This window comes from Roseateles sp. 22389 (assembly GCF_052044995.1).
Classification (GTDB): domain Bacteria; phylum Pseudomonadota; class Gammaproteobacteria; order Burkholderiales; family Burkholderiaceae_C; genus Roseateles.
This window is the reverse complement of the sequence record NZ_JBQEOF010000022.1, coordinates 1-15,802: the sequence shown is the minus strand read 5'-3', so window position 1 is coordinate 15,802 and position 15,802 is coordinate 1. Positions and strand designations below refer to the sequence as shown.

General features: G+C 69.0%; 15 protein-coding genes and 1 pseudogene. 7 read left to right on the top strand and 9 right to left on the bottom strand.

Going from position 1 to position 15,802, the window contains the following annotated elements; all coding sequences use genetic code 11:
• Nucleotides 1-7 precede the first annotated feature (7 nt).
• Genes ACTJKJ_RS23130 through ACTJKJ_RS23120 form a run of 3 tightly spaced genes read left to right on the top strand, consistent with a single transcriptional unit; the run spans nucleotide 8 to nucleotide 3,286 of the window.
• Nucleotides 8-454: a hypothetical protein gene (locus ACTJKJ_RS23130; RefSeq protein ID WP_091729364.1), complete on the top strand. Its 447-nt coding sequence runs from the start codon at nucleotides 8-10 to the stop codon at nucleotides 452-454.
• The gene (locus ACTJKJ_RS23125) at nucleotides 451-1,278 is read left to right on the top strand and encodes a DUF2145 domain-containing protein (protein WP_440822340.1); all 828 of its coding nucleotides are present in this window, start codon (nucleotides 451-453) and stop codon (nucleotides 1,276-1,278) included. Before ACTJKJ_RS23130 ends, ACTJKJ_RS23125 begins: the two co-directional genes overlap by 4 nt.
• 58 nt (nucleotides 1,279-1,336) lie before the next feature.
• Nucleotides 1,337-3,286, top strand: a complete 1,950-nt coding sequence (locus ACTJKJ_RS23120; protein ID WP_440822338.1) for an MFS transporter — start codon at nucleotides 1,337-1,339, stop codon at nucleotides 3,284-3,286.
• Nucleotides 3,287-3,332: 46 nt separating this feature from the next.
• On the opposite strand, the gene ACTJKJ_RS23115 is transcribed toward ACTJKJ_RS23120, so the two are convergent.
• The 3 genes from ACTJKJ_RS23115 to ACTJKJ_RS23105 all read right to left on the bottom strand — a co-directional run bounded on the left by ACTJKJ_RS23115 (nucleotide 3,333) and on the right by ACTJKJ_RS23105 (nucleotide 5,604).
• The gene (locus ACTJKJ_RS23115) at nucleotides 3,333-4,238 is read right to left on the bottom strand and encodes a hypothetical protein (RefSeq protein WP_297379539.1); all 906 of its coding nucleotides are present in this window, start codon (nucleotides 4,236-4,238) and stop codon (nucleotides 3,333-3,335) included.
• A 307-nt stretch (nucleotides 4,239-4,545) separates the two neighbouring features.
• Complete coding sequence (locus tag ACTJKJ_RS23110) at nucleotides 4,546-5,016, bottom strand: STY0301 family protein (RefSeq protein WP_297379536.1); 471 nt, start codon at nucleotides 5,014-5,016, stop codon at nucleotides 4,546-4,548.
• Nucleotides 5,017-5,103: 87 nt separating this feature from the next.
• A complete protein-coding gene (locus tag ACTJKJ_RS23105; RefSeq protein WP_297379535.1) occupies nucleotides 5,104-5,604 on the bottom strand; it encodes a hypothetical protein in 501 nt (166 codons plus the stop codon).
• Nucleotides 5,605-5,682: 78 nt separating this feature from the next.
• Here ACTJKJ_RS23105 and ACTJKJ_RS23100 point away from each other — a divergent pair, with 78 nt between their 5' ends.
• A complete protein-coding gene (locus ACTJKJ_RS23100) occupies nucleotides 5,683-7,152 on the top strand; it encodes a tetratricopeptide repeat-containing sulfotransferase family protein (RefSeq protein WP_297379532.1) in 1,470 nt (489 codons plus the stop codon).
• 7 nt (nucleotides 7,153-7,159) lie between these two features.
• Here the strand turns inward: ACTJKJ_RS23100 and cysC are convergent.
• Both cysC and tgt read right to left on the bottom strand, forming a co-directional pair.
• Nucleotides 7,160-7,732 (bottom strand): annotated as a pseudogene (gene cysC / locus ACTJKJ_RS23095) (adenylyl-sulfate kinase); the annotation flags it as partial.
• A 41-nt stretch (nucleotides 7,733-7,773) separates the two neighbouring features.
• Nucleotides 7,774-8,901 (bottom strand): tRNA guanosine(34) transglycosylase Tgt, encoded by a 1,128-nt coding sequence (gene tgt / locus ACTJKJ_RS23090; protein ID WP_440822334.1) that lies wholly within the window; start codon nucleotides 8,899-8,901, stop codon nucleotides 7,774-7,776.
• Between the two features lie 111 nt (nucleotides 8,902-9,012).
• Between tgt and ACTJKJ_RS23085 the strand changes: the two genes are divergently transcribed.
• The 3 genes from ACTJKJ_RS23085 to argG all read left to right on the top strand — a co-directional run bounded on the left by ACTJKJ_RS23085 (nucleotide 9,013) and on the right by argG (nucleotide 11,944).
• Nucleotides 9,013-9,792, top strand: coding sequence for a substrate-binding periplasmic protein (locus ACTJKJ_RS23085; RefSeq protein WP_440822332.1), 780 nt, complete (start codon nucleotides 9,013-9,015; stop codon nucleotides 9,790-9,792).
• 39 nt (nucleotides 9,793-9,831) lie between these two features.
• Nucleotides 9,832-10,446, top strand: coding sequence for an IMPACT family protein (locus tag ACTJKJ_RS23080; RefSeq protein WP_440822330.1), 615 nt, complete (start codon nucleotides 9,832-9,834; stop codon nucleotides 10,444-10,446).
• A gap of 157 nt (nucleotides 10,447-10,603) precedes the next feature.
• Complete coding sequence (gene argG / locus ACTJKJ_RS23075) at nucleotides 10,604-11,944, top strand: argininosuccinate synthase (protein ID WP_343635342.1); 1,341 nt, start codon at nucleotides 10,604-10,606, stop codon at nucleotides 11,942-11,944.
• A 129-nt stretch (nucleotides 11,945-12,073) separates the two neighbouring features.
• Here argG and ACTJKJ_RS23070 read toward each other — a convergent pair whose 3' ends face one another.
• From ACTJKJ_RS23070 to ACTJKJ_RS23055, 4 genes are all read right to left on the bottom strand, one after another.
• Nucleotides 12,074-12,748, bottom strand: coding sequence for a PEP-CTERM sorting domain-containing protein (locus tag ACTJKJ_RS23070; protein WP_183483551.1), 675 nt, complete (start codon nucleotides 12,746-12,748; stop codon nucleotides 12,074-12,076).
• A gap of 147 nt (nucleotides 12,749-12,895) precedes the next feature.
• Entirely contained in the window at nucleotides 12,896-13,927 is a 1,032-nt protein-coding gene (sigJ, locus tag ACTJKJ_RS23065) for an RNA polymerase sigma factor SigJ (protein WP_183493255.1), read from the bottom strand.
• A gap of 69 nt (nucleotides 13,928-13,996) precedes the next feature.
• Nucleotides 13,997-15,040, bottom strand: coding sequence for a tRNA preQ1(34) S-adenosylmethionine ribosyltransferase-isomerase QueA (gene queA, locus ACTJKJ_RS23060; protein WP_297379511.1), 1,044 nt, complete (start codon nucleotides 15,038-15,040; stop codon nucleotides 13,997-13,999).
• 117 nt (nucleotides 15,041-15,157) lie between these two features.
• A partial coding sequence (locus ACTJKJ_RS23055) for a substrate-binding periplasmic protein (protein ID WP_440822326.1) occupies nucleotides 15,158-15,802 on the bottom strand: 645 nt, incomplete at its 5' end.

The following is a 15,802-nucleotide window of genomic DNA, read 5'->3' as shown; positions in this document are numbered from 1 at the left end:
CTCCGCCATGCGTGCCCGCCTGTCCCTGATCAGCGTCCTGACCGCCACCACCCTCGCCCTGCTGGGCGCCAGCGGCGCGGCCCGCGCCCACGGCGGACCGAGCGACGCCAGCGCGGCGCTGTCCGCGGTGCCGGTCGCCATCTCGGTGGTCGCGCCGTCGGTGGTGCTGTCCGCCGGCGCGGCTTTCGTGGTCGTCGCCATCGAGAGCACCGCCCGCGGCACCGTCTGGGTGCTGGAGCGCGCGTCCGACGGCGCGCGCCTCAGCGTCGAGTTCTCCGGCAAGGTGGTCGCCGGCGCCGCGACCTCGATCGGCACGGCCGTCGTCGTGACCGCGATCAGCACCGGCTACGTGCTGTCCGCCGCCGGGGAGGCCATCGCCTTCATCCCCAACGAGATCGGCGCCTCGCTGCTCCACAACGAACGCGTCACCCACCGGGACCGCGTCACGCCATGAGCGGCGCGCACCCCAGGGGCTTGCTGGTCGCCGCCGCGCTGGGCGCGCTGCTGGCGGCCGGTCCGGCGCAGGCCGGCCGGCCGTGCGAGGACAAGCCGCCCTCGCCCGACCAGATCCGCCGCGGCATGGACCTCGCCCAGGCCACCGCCGCGGCGCTGGACCGCAGCGGCGCCGAGGTGGTGCTGCTCGCGCGCGCCGGCCAGGACCTGACCGAGTACGGCCTGCGCTGGTCGCATGTGGGTTTCGTCTACCGCGACACGGCGGGCAGCGGCGCGAGCGCCAAGCCGGTCTGGCGCGTGATGCACAAGCTCAACCAGTGCGGCACGGCGCTGGCCGACCTGTACCGGCAGGGCCTGGGCGAGTTCTTCATGGACAACCCGGCCCGCTACGAGGCCGCCTTCTCGGTGCTGCAGCCCGAACTGCAGCAGGCGCTGCTGCCGCTGCTGCGCGAGAACGCGCGGGCCGCGGCCATGCACACGCCGGCCTACAGCATGGTGGCCTACCCCTGGTCGCGCGAGTACCAACAGAGCAACCAGTGGGCGCTGGAGACCCTGGCCGCGGCCGCCGCGCCGCGCGAGGTCTTCAACCGCGCCCAGGCGCAGGACTGGCTCAAGCGCCAGGGCTACACGCCGTCGGACCTGCGCCTGTCGACCGCGAAGCGGCTGGGCGCGCGCATCGGCATGGCCAACGTCGCCTTCGACGACCATCCGTCGGCGCGCCGCTTCTCCGGCCACATCGAGACCACGACGGCCGACACGATCTTCAGCTGGCTGAGCCGCACCGGCCGCGGCCAGGCGACGCAGCGCGTCACGGCCGGCCCCTGACCGGGCCCTCCCCCCGACGCCCCCACCCTCCCCCCTGACTCCCTCAGCGAGCCCTCCCATGAGCGACTCTTCCCACACCAGTCAATTCGCCCTGCTGGGGCAGCGCAGGTTCGGACCGTTCTTCGCCACGCAGCTGGCCGGCGCGTTCAACGACTCGTTCCTGAAGCAGTTGGTCATCCTGCTGGTCACCTTCCACGCCACCGAGTACACGACGCTGTCCGCGGGGCTGGTCGCGAACATGGCAGCGGGTCTCTTCATCCTGCCGTTCGTGCTGTTCTCGGCCTACGCCGGGCAGTTGGCCGACCGGTTCGACAAGGCCCGCGTCATCCGCGCGGTGAAGGCCGCCGAGGTCGCGATCATGGTCGTGGCCAGCGCGGGCTTCTACATGAAGAGCCTGCCGGTGCTGCTCACGTCCATCTTCGCGATGGGCTGCCACTCGGCGTTCTTCGGCCCGGTCAAGTACTCGCTGCTGCCGCGGGTCCTGGCCAAGGAGGAACTCACCGGCGGCAACGGCCTGCTGGAAATGGGCACCTTCCTCAGCATCCTGCTGGGCACGCTGGTGGCCGGCGTCATGGCCGCGATGACGACCAACCCGCTCTGGCTGTCCATCGCGCTGCTGGCCTTCGCCATCCTGGGCCTGGCCTCCAGCCTGTTCATCCCCGCCACCGGCGAGGCGGCGCCCGACCTGAAGCTCCGTTTCAGCGTGGTGTCCGAGACCCTCGCGACGGTGAAGATGGGCAAGCGGGAGGGCGAAGGCGTCTGGAACAGCCTGCTCGCCATCTCTTGGTTCTGGTTCGTGGGCGCCGTGGTCCTCTCGCACATCCCGGGGCTCGGCAAGGAAGTGCTGCAGGGGGACACCACGGTGGTGACGGTCCTGCTGGCCACCTTCTCCATCGGCATCGCGGCGGGCTCGCTGCTGTGCGAGCGCCTGTCGGGCCACAAGGTGGAGATCGGCCTGGTGCCCATCGGCTCCATCGGCCTGTCGCTGTTCACCGCCGACCTGGCCTGGTCCTGCGACAGCTTCGCCGCGGCGCTGCATGCCTCCTCGGCCAAGCTGCCGCTGACCTGGACTCAATTCCTCGCCACCAGCGGCAGCCTCCGCGTCCTCGGCGACGTCGCGCTGCTGGGCCTGTTCGGCGGCCTCTTCATCGTCCCGCTGTACGCCTTCGTCCAGCTGCGCACCGCGCCGGAGCGGCAGTCGCGCATCATCAGCGCGAACAACATCCTGAACGCCGTCGCGATGGTCATCGCCGCCGGCATGTCGGCCGGCCTGCTCGCCTACGGCGTCTCGGTGACGAGCATCATCCTGATCTGCGCCGGCCTGAACGCACTGGTGGCGATCTACATCTACCGGACCGTCCCCGAGTTCCTGTGGCGCTTCCTGAGCTGGTTCGTGGTCCACACGATCTACCGGCTCCGCACCACGGGCGCCCACCACATTCCGGAGGAAGGACCGGCCCTCCTCGCGCCCAACCACGTCTCCTACGTGGACGCGCTGGTCCTGAGCGCGCTCTGCCCGCGGCCGATCCGCTTCGTGATGGACGCGAGCATCTTCCGGGTGCCGGTGCTGTCGTGGTTGTTCCGCCAGGTCAACGCCATTCCCATCGCGTCGGCGAAGAAGGAACCCGAGACGCTCGAGCGGGCGCTGGCCGCGGTGGATGCGGCCCTGCGCAACGGTGAGCTGGTGTGCGTCTTCCCCGAGGGCGCGCTGACCCGCGATGGTCAGCTGGCGGAGTTCAAGCCCGGCATCCGCCGGATGCTCGACGCCAACCCGGTGCCGGTCATCCCGGTGGGCCTGAGCGGCTTGTGGGAGACCGCGTTCGCGAGGAACGGCAAATCGACCGCCGCGCGGCTGGGGAGCTTGCGCCCGGGACGGCGGCTGGAGGTGAAGGTCGGGGCGCCGTTGCCGCACGACGTGAGCGTCGAGGAGCTTCGCGCCAAGGTGCAAGGCCTGCTCGACCCGGTTGCGGCGGCGAGCCGGCCGCAGCCGTCGGAGGCGCGGGGCTGAGTGGTCCCGTCTGAGGAGAGGCTGCAAGGGCTCAAGGACGGGGTGATCAGGTCGGGACGAAGATCCCTTCGCCCCGTTCATCCCTCAGCTTCACTGGCATGTCGCGCTGGACGACGGCCGCGAACTCGTCGCTGAAAGCGGTCGCGTCCAGGACCGTGGGATGGGTCACATGGCGGCAGTCCTTGAATCGCCGCACGCCACGCGGAGACAACAGGAAATCCAGCCTCATGCGCCAACTCGACGTCCGGATGCTTGCGTGGAGCAGCGGGGACAGCGACGCGATGGCCTCGTCATATTGCTTCATCAGACGCTCGAATCGGACCAGGGTCGTTGCCTCGTCCGTCGACGCGGGGAACAGCTGTGTGGCCGGGTTGGGTGCCGTGTCCAGCACGGCAGCGAATTTCCAGAGCGGCTCGTGATGGGCAATGCGGTTCCTGATTTCGCTGAACTCGAGAAACTGCCGGACCGCGCGCTGCCGAGCAGGTGCGTTGAACCAGTTCAGCTTGGCGCCAGGCTGGCTCAGCGGATGCGCTGGAAGGATCTTCGACGCCACCTTTGGCCGCTGCTTGGCGATCCAGGCCAGTAGGTTGGGCCAGAACCCGAAGCTCATGCGGGAGACGATCTCATCCGGACTCAGGAGCACGTGAGGTGACTTGTCACGGACCTTCTGGATCTGGCTTCGCGCCTCGGGCTTCAGTTGGCTCGAGACACCGTCCCACCAATGGACGCTCCGGTCGGCCCCGCCCGAGACGTGAAAACTCATTTCTCGATGAATGCCGTTGCGGAGGCAAATCTCCAGATAGGAGAGCAGCTTCGACATCTCGCCGCACACCTCGCCGTTCCACATGTACAGACCGACAGCCGCATCGCGGCCCACCTTCCAATAGCCTCGATAGCTGTCGAGGCGTGGCTTGGAGACGATCTGCTCGAAGGCGACTGCGGGAGGCAACATGCTGGAGTGGTTGACCAGGCGGTCATCGGCGGCATACAGTCGCCTCCGACGCGCTGGCTAGACAACCCGAAAGGGCGCGACCCAGTGTAAAGAGTGTGAAGGCCTCCGAAAGGAGGCCTTCCGCTTTCCGGGGTCAGGTGTTGCGCCGGCTTCTCACATGTTCCTGCATGGGTGCAGGGGATCAGATGTCGCGCAGGCCACGCTGCGCCGGCCAATGGATCCTGAGTTTGGGCGTCGGCGCCAAGCGCCACACCGCGCTGACTTCGCGCGAAGGTTCAGGCGCGGGCGGAGTGATCCCCGCCCAGCGTCAGCGGCACGTCGCTGATGCCATCTTGAAGTCGCTGTTCCTCGAGCGCTTGTAGACCACTTCGCAGCTGGAATAGCCGTCCAGCGAGCGAGCCAGCTCGACGCGCGTGCGGAAGTAGCTACAGACGGCGAAACCGCCAGACATGCCCTGAAGGTTCCAGCGCTGCGTGCGGGTCGCACCGCCCTTGCCGTCCTTGCGCTCTTCTTCCTTGTCGTAGATCTCGCCATTGGGAGAGCCGACCGGGCCGCCGTTGACGGCGAAGTTGGTGAGGTCGTGCTGGGTGCGCTCGCTGCCCGCGGTGGTCGCCTCCCAGCCCGAAGGCGCTGCCGCCAGCGACTGCTGGGTCAGGGGAATCTGCATCGGGCAGCTGAAGGGCTCGGGGGCGGTGATCGCGGCGACCATCCCGAAAAGCAGCGTGGCCGCCGCGACGACTTGACGGAGCTGAAGCGGGATTCGCATGAGGATCACCATGGGATGGTCACGTGGTCGAGGCCCGGGGGGCCGATGGCCAAACCCGCCACCAGCTTCGGCGTGAGATTCACGTTGCCGACTCCAGGCTCAGGCGCCACTGGCGCCGCGCCGAAACACCCGACGGATCCGCAGCCGGAGCGCCCGCGCCGATCGCCACACCGCGCTCGCCCGGACCCAGGCGAGCAGCGCTTCCTTCCAGACGGTCCAGCGGCCGTAGAGCCGCGCGAACCATGGCAGGGTCATCAGCGCGGGATGCGTGAGCGCGAAGATCCGCGCGACGATCGCGGTGCCGATGACCTTCGCCAGTACGATGACGGCGAGCCCGAGCCCCGGGCGGCCGATGCCGATGAGCCACAGCGCCAGCAGCTTGATCGGCAGCAGCATCAGGCCCGGCAGCAGGAACACGACCAGCGCCAGGTACGGCGGCAGCCGTCGCACCACGGCTTCCAGCTGCCGCAGCACCGGCAGCCGGCCGATGGCTGCCATCACCCGCTGCAGCGGCTCCCAGCCCCATTCCTCGAAGAGGATGACGACGGCAAGGACGACGCGGATCAGCCAGCGCAACGGCGCGAGCAACGACTTGAGCATGGCCGGGATCATGCCAGGGCCGCCGCCTCGACCCGCGTGCCAGAATCGCCGCCCGCCCTCCGACGGCCCTCCATTTCCATGCAAGACCCCGTTTCATCCTTGCGCGACGCTGCTGTCGACCATCTGGCGGCCGGCCGCCCGTCGCAAGCGATCGCCGCCTACGAGGCCTTGTTGCGCGTCACTCCCGGAGAGCCGGACGACTGGTTCAACCTCGCATATCTGCAGCGGCTTCAGCGCAACTTCGAGGCCGCGTTGGTGTCCTACGACCGCGCCCGACTGCTCGGCGCCGTCGGGCCGGAAGAGATCTATCTGAACCGCGCCGTGATCCTGGCCGAGGATTTGCGCCGCCCGGACGAGGCGATGACGGAGCTCGAACGAGCGCTTGCGATCGCTCCGCGCTTCTTGCCTGCACTGGTCAACCTCGGCAACCTGCATGAGCAGCGCGGTGAACGCGCCGCCGCCCATCGCCGCTACGAGGAAGCGCTGACCGTCGAGCCCGGCCACGCGCTCGCGCTGTCCCGTCTGGCCAACCTGCGCCGTATCGACTCGACCGCCGACCCGCTGATCCATCGCCTGCGACATGCGCTCAGCGTTCGGGGCAGGCACCCAGCGGAGCAAGCCGACCTCGCCTACGCGTTGGGCAAAGGCCTCGATGACGCTGGCGCGTACGATGAAGCGTTCGCCGTCTATGGCATCGCCAACCAAGCTGCGCGTTACAGCTATGGCCGAACGCCACTGAGCTATGACCGCGAGGCACATGCGCGGCTTGTCGACGCGCTGATCAGCCAGTCACGCCAGCCGGCCCAAGCAGCCGTGGACGAAGTACCGTCGCCAGCGGTCTTCATCTGCGGCATGTTTCGATCGGGCTCAACGCTGATCGAGCAGATTCTCGGCAGCCATCCCGGTGCCACCGCCGGTGGAGAGATCGACCTGTTGCCGGAGCTCGCCCAGCGCCACTTTCTTCCACGGCTGTCGCAACCGGACCGACCGCTGCCCGCGGAGCTAGCGGAACTGATGCGTCGCGAGTACCGCAACGGCGTCGCACTACGCTTCCCCGGTGCGGCTCTGCTCACCGACAAGCGGCCGGACAATTTCCTGTTCGTCGGGCTGATCAAGCAGTTGTTCCCCAACGCGAAGATCCTGCACACGCGCCGCGCCGCTCTGGACAACTGCTTGTCAGTGTTCTTCCTCCACTTGGGGCCCTCCATGCCATACGCGCTGGACCTTGAGGACATCGCGCATTGGTACGGCCAGTACCGCCGGTTGATGGCGCACTGGCACTCCCTTTACGGCGAAGACATCCACGACGTGGACTACGACGCGCTAGTCACCGATCCCCGTCCTCAGATCGAGGCCGCGCTAGCGCACGCCGGTCTCGGCTGGAACGACTCCTGCCTGGACTTCCACGCGAGCAGGTCGACCGTCGCCACACCGAGCAATTGGCAGGTTCGGCAGCCGCTGTACCAGCGGTCGTCAGGTCGGTGGCGGAACTACGAACGTCACCTCGGCGCATTGCGCACCGCACTGGGAGAATTCGTCGGTGAATGAGAGGCGCTCATACAGCGAAGACGCGCGCCTCGCGCAATAGCTCGAACACGGCGTCCGCAGCCTCGTCCGGCGAAAGCATCTCGGTTTGCAGAAGCAGCTCTGGCGCCACAGGCGGCTCATATGGGGAGTCGATCCCCGTGAAGTCCTTGAGCAGGCCCGCTCGGGCCCTGCGATAGAGGCCCTTCGGGTCGCGCTGTTCTGCCACTGCCAGAGGCACGTCGACATGCACTTCAAAGAATGCGCCCGGTGGGAAGCGCTCCCGCACAGCTTGGCGTTCCATCCGGAACGGCGAGATCAGCGCCACGATCACGACCAGGCCTGCATCGACCATGAGCCGCGCAACTTCGCCGACACGGCGAATGTTCTCGATACGGTCCGCAGTGGCGAAGCCGAGGTCGCGGTTGAGACCGCCACGCATCAAGTCGCCGTCGAGGAGGTAGGTGTGCAGGCCGCGCGCATGCAGGCGTTGCTCGAGCCGGTCCGCAACCGTCGACTTGCCAGCGCCAGATAAGCCGGTGAGCCAGACGACCGCCGGACGGTGCCCCTTGAGCATGCTGCGGGCAGCAAGGTCCACCTGCAGTCGCGGGGCGAGGGGCAACGGCGCTGTCATCGGACCGGTCGTCAGATCCCGCGCGCCCGATCCGCCAGGAAGCGGGTGCGGAAGCCCTCGAAGTCGCCGGCGTCCAGCGACTCGCGCACTTCCTTCATCAGGTTGAGGTAGTAGTGCAGGTTGTGCACGCTGGTCAGCATCGGACCCAGCATCTCGCCGCAGCGGTCCAGGTGATGCAGGTAGGCGCGGCTGAAGTTCTGGCAGCAGTAGCAGCTGCAGGTCTCGTCCACCGGCTTCTCATCGGCCTTGTAGCGCGCATTGCGCAGCCGCAGGTCGCCGAAGCGCGTGAACAGGTGGCCGTTGCGCGCGTTGCGGGTGGGCATGACGCAGTCGAACATGTCCACGCCCTGGCGCACGCCCTCGACCAGGTCTTCCGGCGTGCCCACGCCCATCAGGTAGCGCGGCTTGTTGTCGGGCAGCTGGTACGCGATGTGGTCCAGGATGCGCAGCATGTCCGCCTTGGGCTCGCCGACCGACAGCCCGCCGATCGCGTAGCCCGGCAGGTCCAGGTCCTTGAGCCCCGCCAGCGACACGTCGCGCAGCTGCTCGAACATGCCGCCCTGCACGATGCCGAACAGCGCGTTCGGGTTCTGCAGCCGCGCGAACTCGTCCTGGCAGCGCCTGGCCCAGCGCAGGCTCATCTCCATCGAGAGGCGCGCCTCCTTCTCGGTCGTCAGTTGGCCCTTGGTCTCATACGGCGTGCACTCGTCGAATTGCATGACGATGTCGCTGTTGAGGATCGTCTGGATCTGCATCGAGATCTCGGGCGTCAGGAACAGCTTGTCGCCATTGACCGGGGACGCGAACTTCACGCCCTCCTCGCTGATCTTGCGCATCTCGCCGAGCGACCAGACCTGGAAGCCGCCCGAGTCCGTCAGGATGGGCTTGTTCCAGCTCTCGAACCGATGAAGGCCGCCGAACTGCTTCATGATGTCCAGGCCTGGCCGCATCCACAGGTGAAAGGTGTTGCCCAGGATGATCTGCGCGCCCATCTCCTCGAGCGAACGCGGCATCACCCCCTTGACGGTGCCGTAGGTGCCCACCGGCATGAAGATGGGCGTCTGCACGACGCCGTGGTTGAGCGTCATGACGCCGCGTCGCGCGCGGCCCTCGGTCTTGAGCAGTTCGAACTTCAGCATGATGGCCGCGATTATCGGCCCCCCTTCGATGGGGTTTCGCCCGACCGGCTCCCCCAGGGGCGACGTAGACTCCCGTCCCAATTGGGGGCGCAGACTCCTGGGAGAAGCATCTTGAGGTCCTGGATCGCCGCCCTGGCCGCGACGGCCGCCTGTCTGGTCGCCACGACCGCGCACGCCTGCGGGCCGTACACGGTGGGCCTGTACGAGTACAGCGCCCTCTACTACCGCGACGCCCAGGGCCGCTGGACCGGCATCGACAAGGACGTCATCGACGAACTGGCCCGCCGCAGCGGCTGCAAGCTGGTAGCGCGCACCGAATCCCGCGTGCGCATCTGGGCGCAGATCGGCGCCGGCCAGATGGACATGACGGTCTCCGCGCTGATGACGCCCGAGCGCGAACTGCTCGTCGAGTTCATCCCCTACATCGAGTCCCGGCAGTACGTGGTCCTGCGACCGGCGCTGGCGAGCGCGCTCACGACGCCGGCGGCCTTCCTCGCCGATTCGAAGCGGCGCCTGATCGTCGTGCGCGGTTATGCCTTCACGCCGACGCTGGAGTCCTGGATCGCGACGCTGCGCACCCAGGGCCGCATCGACGACGCCCCCGACCAGCCGACCGCGGTGCGCATCTTCAAGGCCGGCCGGGGCGATGCCGTCGTGCTGGGCGCCCACAGCCTGGCGAGCGCCCGGCGGGCCGACCCCACGTTCGCGTCCTTCGTGGCGATGTCCTACGCGCCCCACGAACGCAGCATCGGCGCGCTGGCGCTTTCCCGCCAGCGCGTGCCGCAGCAGGACCGCGACCGCATGCGCCACGCCATGGACGAGATGCTGCGCGACGGCACGGTGGAGTCGATCAAGCGGCGGCATCTCGGCGATCTCTCCGACATGCCGTGAGCACGACCGCATGACCGGCGCGCCGCGACAATCGCGCCCATGCCCTCGAGCCTTGCCGCGCCGGTCCACGCCGAACTGATCATCAAGAAGAGCCGTTTCCTCGGCTGTGTCGAGGCCGTGCCCGACCGGGCCGCCGCGCTGGCGCGCGTCGCGCAGCTCCGCGCCGAGCACCCCGGCGCCGCGCATGTCTGCTGGGCGCTGATGGCGGGGGGCCAGTCCGCCGCCAACGACGATGGTGAGCCCGGCGGCACCGCCGGCCGGCCGATGCTGGAGGTGCTGCGGCACCAGGACCTGGACGGCGTGCTGGCGACGGTGGTGCGCTACTTCGGCGGCGTGAAGCTGGGCGCGGGTGGCCTCGTGCGGGCCTACACCGACGCGGTGGCCCAGGCGCTGCTGAAGGCGGAGAAGGTGCCGATGGTGCGGCTGCGGACGCTGCGCTGCACGCTGCCCTACGCGCAGGAAGGCCTGCTGCGGCGTGAGGCGGAGAAGGCGGGCGCCGAACTGGTCGAGGTGGCGCATGGCGCGCTCGTCGAGGTCACGCTGCGGCTGCCGGAGTCGGCGGCCGAGGGCTTCATGGCCTCGCTCAGCGAGTCGGGGCAGGGTCGGATCGGGTGGCTCTCAGGCCCGGAAGATCCACTGGCTCCAGCGCGATAACAGCCCTTTTAAGGGCCATTAACCCCTGAATCCTGGGTTAGCGGCCCTTAAAAGGGCTGCTATCGGCGCCACCTCTCCATCGCCCATCCGCGAAGCCTGCTCGCCGGGCGCGCCCTAGAATCGCCGGCTGTTTTCCCACTTCCGCGCGAGACTGCCCGTGGCCGCAACCATCCTCCAAAAGATTCCCGCCGGCGAGCGCGTCGGCATCGCCTTCTCGGGCGGCCTGGACACCAGCGCCGCGGTGCACTGGATGCGCGGCAAGGGCGCGATCCCCTGCGCCTACACCGCCAACCTCGGCCAGCCCGACGAGTCCGACTACGACGAGATTCCCCGCAAGGCCAAGGCCTATGGCGCCGACATCGCCCGCCTGATCGACTGCCGCGCGCAGCTCGTGGCCGAAGGCATCGCCGCCATCCAGTGCGGCGCCTTCCACATCAAGAGCGGCGGCGCCACCTACTTCAACACCACGCCGCTGGGCCGCGCCGTCACCGGCACCGCCCTGGTCGTGGCGATGCGCGAGGACGGCGTCAACATCTGGGGCGACGGCTCGACCTTCAAGGGCAACGACATTGAGCGCTTCTACCGCTACGGCCTGCTGGCCAACCCGGCGCTCAAGATCTACAAGCCCTGGCTGGACCAGACCTTCATCGATGAACTCGGCGGCCGCAAGGAGATGAGCGAATACCTCATCGCCAACGGCTTCGACTACAAGATGAGCGTGGAGAAGGCCTACTCGACCGACTCCAACATGCTGGGCGCCACCCACGAGGCCAAGGACCTGGAGTTCCTGAACAAGGGCATGAACATCGTCAACCCGATCATGGGCGTGGCCTTCTGGAAGGACGACGTCGCGATCAAGGCCGAGACGGTGACCGTGCGCTTCGAGGAAGGCGTGCCCGTCGCGCTCAACGGCCAGCAGTTCGCGAACGCGGTCGAGCTGTTCATGGAAGCCAACCGCATCGGCGGCCGCCACGGCCTGGGCATGTGCGACCAGATCGAGAACCGCATCATCGAAGCCAAGTCGCGCGGCATCTACGAGGCCCCCGGCATGGCGCTGCTGCACATCGCCTACGAGCGCCTGGTCACCGGCATCCACAACGAGGACACGATCGAGCAGTACCGCATGAACGGCATGAAGCTCGGCCGCCTGCTGTACCAGGGCCGTTGGTTCGACCCGCAGTGCCTGATGTTGCGCGAGACCGCCCAGCGCTGGGTCGCCCGCGCGATCACCGGCGAGGTGACGCTGGAGCTGCGCCGCGGCAACGACTACTCGATCATGGACACCGTCAGCCCCAACCTGACCTACGCGCCGGAGCGCCTGTCGATGGAGAAGGTGGAAGACGCGGCGTTCTCGCCGGCCGACCGCATCGGCCAGCTGACGATGCGCAACCTGGACATCGCCGACACGCGCGAGAAGCTCGGCGTGTACAGCCGCGCGGGCCTGCTGGGCAAGAACTCGGAAGGTTCGATCCCGCTGCTGACCGGCGGCGACGAATAAAAGCCCCCCGCGCCTCTGGCTCGAAAGCCGCCGTTCATCGGCGGCTTTTTCGTTGGGGCGACCGGCGGTCAGTGCAATGAAAAAAGCCGCTGATCACTCAGCGGCTTCTGCTCATCGGGCGCGGGGTGTTCAGCCGCGGCGGCGACGCGCCACGAAGCCCAGCGCGCCCAGGCCGGCCAGCATCAGCGCATAGCTGTGCGGTTCCGGCACCGACGGCGCGATCGTCGCGTTGACGTTGGAGCTCAGGAACTCCGCGCGCAGGCCGGTGAAGTTGTAGGTGCGGTCGACGTTGTCGGTGACGACGAACTGCAGCGTGTTCACGCCCGCCAGGAAACCGGTCGACGCGGCGAACGAGGTCCAACCGGCGTAACCGCGCTGGCTGGAGATCGTCGAGATCACGTTGCCATTGAGCAGCAGCACGCCCTTGTTGTCCGCCGCCCACTGGCCGGTGAACGACGCGCTGCTGGCGTCGAAGCCGGTCAGGTCGAAGCTCAGCGACCAGGTGAAGACCGAGTTCGAGGTCGGGCTGTAGTTCGTGTTCTGGTTGGCGCCGGGGATCAGCCACGAGGAGCTGGCCGTGTTGGCCAGCCAGCTCGGGAACGGATCCAGGCTGCCGTTGCTGACGATGCCGTTGCCGGTCAGGCCGGCCGCGTTGCCGATCGCGGAGAACGAGTAGTTGCTGTCCTTGCTGCCGGCAGCCAGGCCGGCGCCGGTGTTCACCAGTCCGCCGATGGTGGTGGCGGCGGCCAGGCCGCTGAACAGCGTGGCGGCCACGGCGATGGAAGTACGAACCAACGGCGTCATGAGAGGTCCCGAGCAGTGAAGAGGTCTTGTGGCGGCGATTGTCCCTAAAGGTAGGGATTCACAACCCCCCGTGGGCGCGGGGGGACACCACAGTCCGCATCGGGGGTCGGGACTTGCGTCACGCCCCGGATGGGCGCATCCCGCGCTTCAGGGGGGCGTATCCGCACCCGGATCGGGCATCGCGGGCCGATCCGGTGCGGGGGTCGCCAAGGGCTCCATGCGGGGCAGGTGGCGCAGCTTGTCCGGATTGCGCTGGACGTAGATCGCGCTGATGCGGCCGGGCGCCGCCGCGGGTCGCAGCGCCACCGTCTGGATCGGCTCGCCGGCGGTGTCGTAGACGATGTAGCCCGGCAGCCCGTTGACCTGCGCCGGCCGCACGCGCCAGTCCCGGCTGGTGCGCATCCGGACGAAGCCGACGAAGGTCCGCGCCACCAGCGCGCCGCCCTCGAGCATCCGCGGCACCGCGGACGCCTTGCCGCCGCCGTCGGCCAGCAGCACCGCGTCGTCGGTCAGCACGCGGGCCAGGCCCTCGACGTCGAAGGACTGCAGCGCCCCCATGAAGGCCTGGAACAGGCGCTGGCGCTCCTCGTCCTCGACCTCGTGGCGCGCGTAGTCCGCCTTGACGTGCTGCCGCGCCCGGCTCGCCAGCTGACGGCAGGCCGCGGCACTGCGACCCAGGCGGCGCGCGATCTCGTCGAAGTCCAGCTCGAAGACCTCATGCAGCAGGAAGGCGGCCCGCTCCAGCGGCGACAGCCGCTCCAGCGTCAGCAGGAAGGCCACCGACACGTCCTGCGCGAACTCGGCCTGCGCCTCGGGACTGGGCGACCAGTCGCCGGCCTCGTCGACCAGCGGCTCCGGCAGCCAGACACCGACGTACTGCTCGCGCCGCGCCGCCGCCGACTGCAGGCGGTCCAGGCAGAGGTTGGTCACCAGGCGCGACAGGAAGGCGCCCACGTGCCGCACCGTGGTCTCGTCGACATCGGCCCAGCGCAGCCAGGCTTCCTGGACCATGTCCTCGGCCTCGGCGCGGGAGCCCAGCATCCGGTAGGCCAGCGCGCGCAGCGGACGTGCGTGCTCGCGGTCGAAGCGCAGCGCGCGGGCCGCCGGGGACTGGTCGGCCGCCGCCGGCGCGGCGTGGCCGCCATCGGAAGCAGCAGAGGAGGAATCGATGTCGGGCATGGCGCGTCGTCCGGTGTCGTCTTGCTCACAAGACGACGCAGCCTACCCGGTTGTGACACCGGCGGGGGCTCAGCCGCGGGCGCGCTCCAGCAGCATCGCGTCGCCGTAGCTGAAGAAGCGGTAGCGCTGGGCGATCGCATGGCGGTACAGCGCCATGACCGGCTCGTAACCGGCGAAGGCCGAGACCAGCATCATCAGCGTGCTCTTGGGTAGATGGAAATTCGTCACCAGCCGGTCCACGACCTGGAAGTCGAAGCCGGGCGTGATGAAGATGTCGGTCTCGCGCGCGCCGGCCTTCAGGCCGCCGCCGAGCGCGGCCGACTCCAGCGCCCGCAGCGTCGTGGTGCCGACCGCGGTGACCTTGCCGCCGGCGGCGCGGCAGCGCGCGATCGCGTCGACGGTCTCGGGCGTGACCTGGAACCACTCGCTGTGCATCTTGTGCTCGGCCAGCGACTCGACGCGCACCGGCTGGAAGGTGCCGGCGCCGACGTGCAGCGTCACATGCGCCGTGCCGATGCCGCGCTCGGCCAGGCGCGCCAACAGCGCCTCGTCGAAGTGCAGCGCGGCGGTCGGCGCGGCGACGGCTCCGGGCTCGCGCGCGAACACGGTCTGGTAGCGCCGCACGTCGTCGGCGGAGTCGTCGTGGGCGATGTACGGCGGCAGCGGCACATGGCCGTGCCGCTCCAGCAGCTCGAACGGATCGCCGGACAGGCGCAGGTGGAACAGGCCGTCGTCCGGCCCGCAGCGGCCCAGCACCTCGGCATCGAAGGCCTCGGCGAAGCGCACCACCGCGCCCGGCTTGGGACTCTTGCTGGCGCGCATGTGGGCCCAGACCTCGCGCGTGCCGGGCAACACGCGCTCCACCAGGGCCTCGACCGCCCCGCCGCTGGCCTTCGCGCCGTACAGGCGCGCCTTGATGACCTTGGTGTCGTTGAACACCAGCAGGTCGCCGGGATGGAGCAGCTCGGGCAGCTCGCGGAACACGCGGTCGACCGGCGGGTCGGCGCGGCCGTCGAGCAGCCGTGAGGCGCTGCGCTCGGCGGCGGGATGCTGGGCGATGAGTTCGGGGGGCAGAGCGAAGTCGAAATCGCTCACCGTGAAGTGACGGGACATGCGCGTTGAGGGCCGGACGGACCCGTGCCAATCGGAGGGGGAATTGGAAGGGAATCGGAGGGGGAACGGAAGCGGCGATTCTCCCATGGGCGCCCGGCGCGGCCGGGCCGCGGGGCCTCACTGCCAGCGCGCGCCCTGGTGCAGCAGCGCCGCCAGCCGGCCAGTGCCCTGCAGCTCGCCGACGCCGCGGGAGAGCGCGGCGGCGAAGCGCTCGCCCTCGGGCCGGACCTTGGAGAACACCGTGTACAGCGGGATCTCCGAAACCGCCGGATCGAGCCAGCTCAGCCTGCCGGCCGCCTCGCGCAGCTGCGTCTCCAACAGGTGGGCGCCGACGCCCTTGTCGATCAGCACCAGGTCGACGCGCCCGGCCAGCAGCTTGCGCAGGTTGGCCAGGTCGTCCACCGCGCCTTCGACGGACAGGTTCGCCGCGTCGAAGCGGGGCGGATTCACGTAGCCGTGGACGACGCCGATGCGCAGCCCGGCCAGAGCGCCCAGGTCATCGATGCGGCGCCTGCGATCAGACCGCGCCATGAAGCCGACCTGGTTCACGATGCCCAGCGGAGCCGGAAAGTGCATGGTGCGCTCGCGCTCCTCGGAGCGCCAGGTGCCGATGACACCGTCGTGGTCGCCGCGCTGGAACTCGAGCAGCGCGCGCGCCCAGGGCCGGAAGCTGAGTTCCATCTCGCGGCCCGCCTGCCGCAGCGCGGCGCGGGTGACCTCGCAGGCCACGCCGCCGCCCGGCAGCGCGCTGCCGGTGTAGGG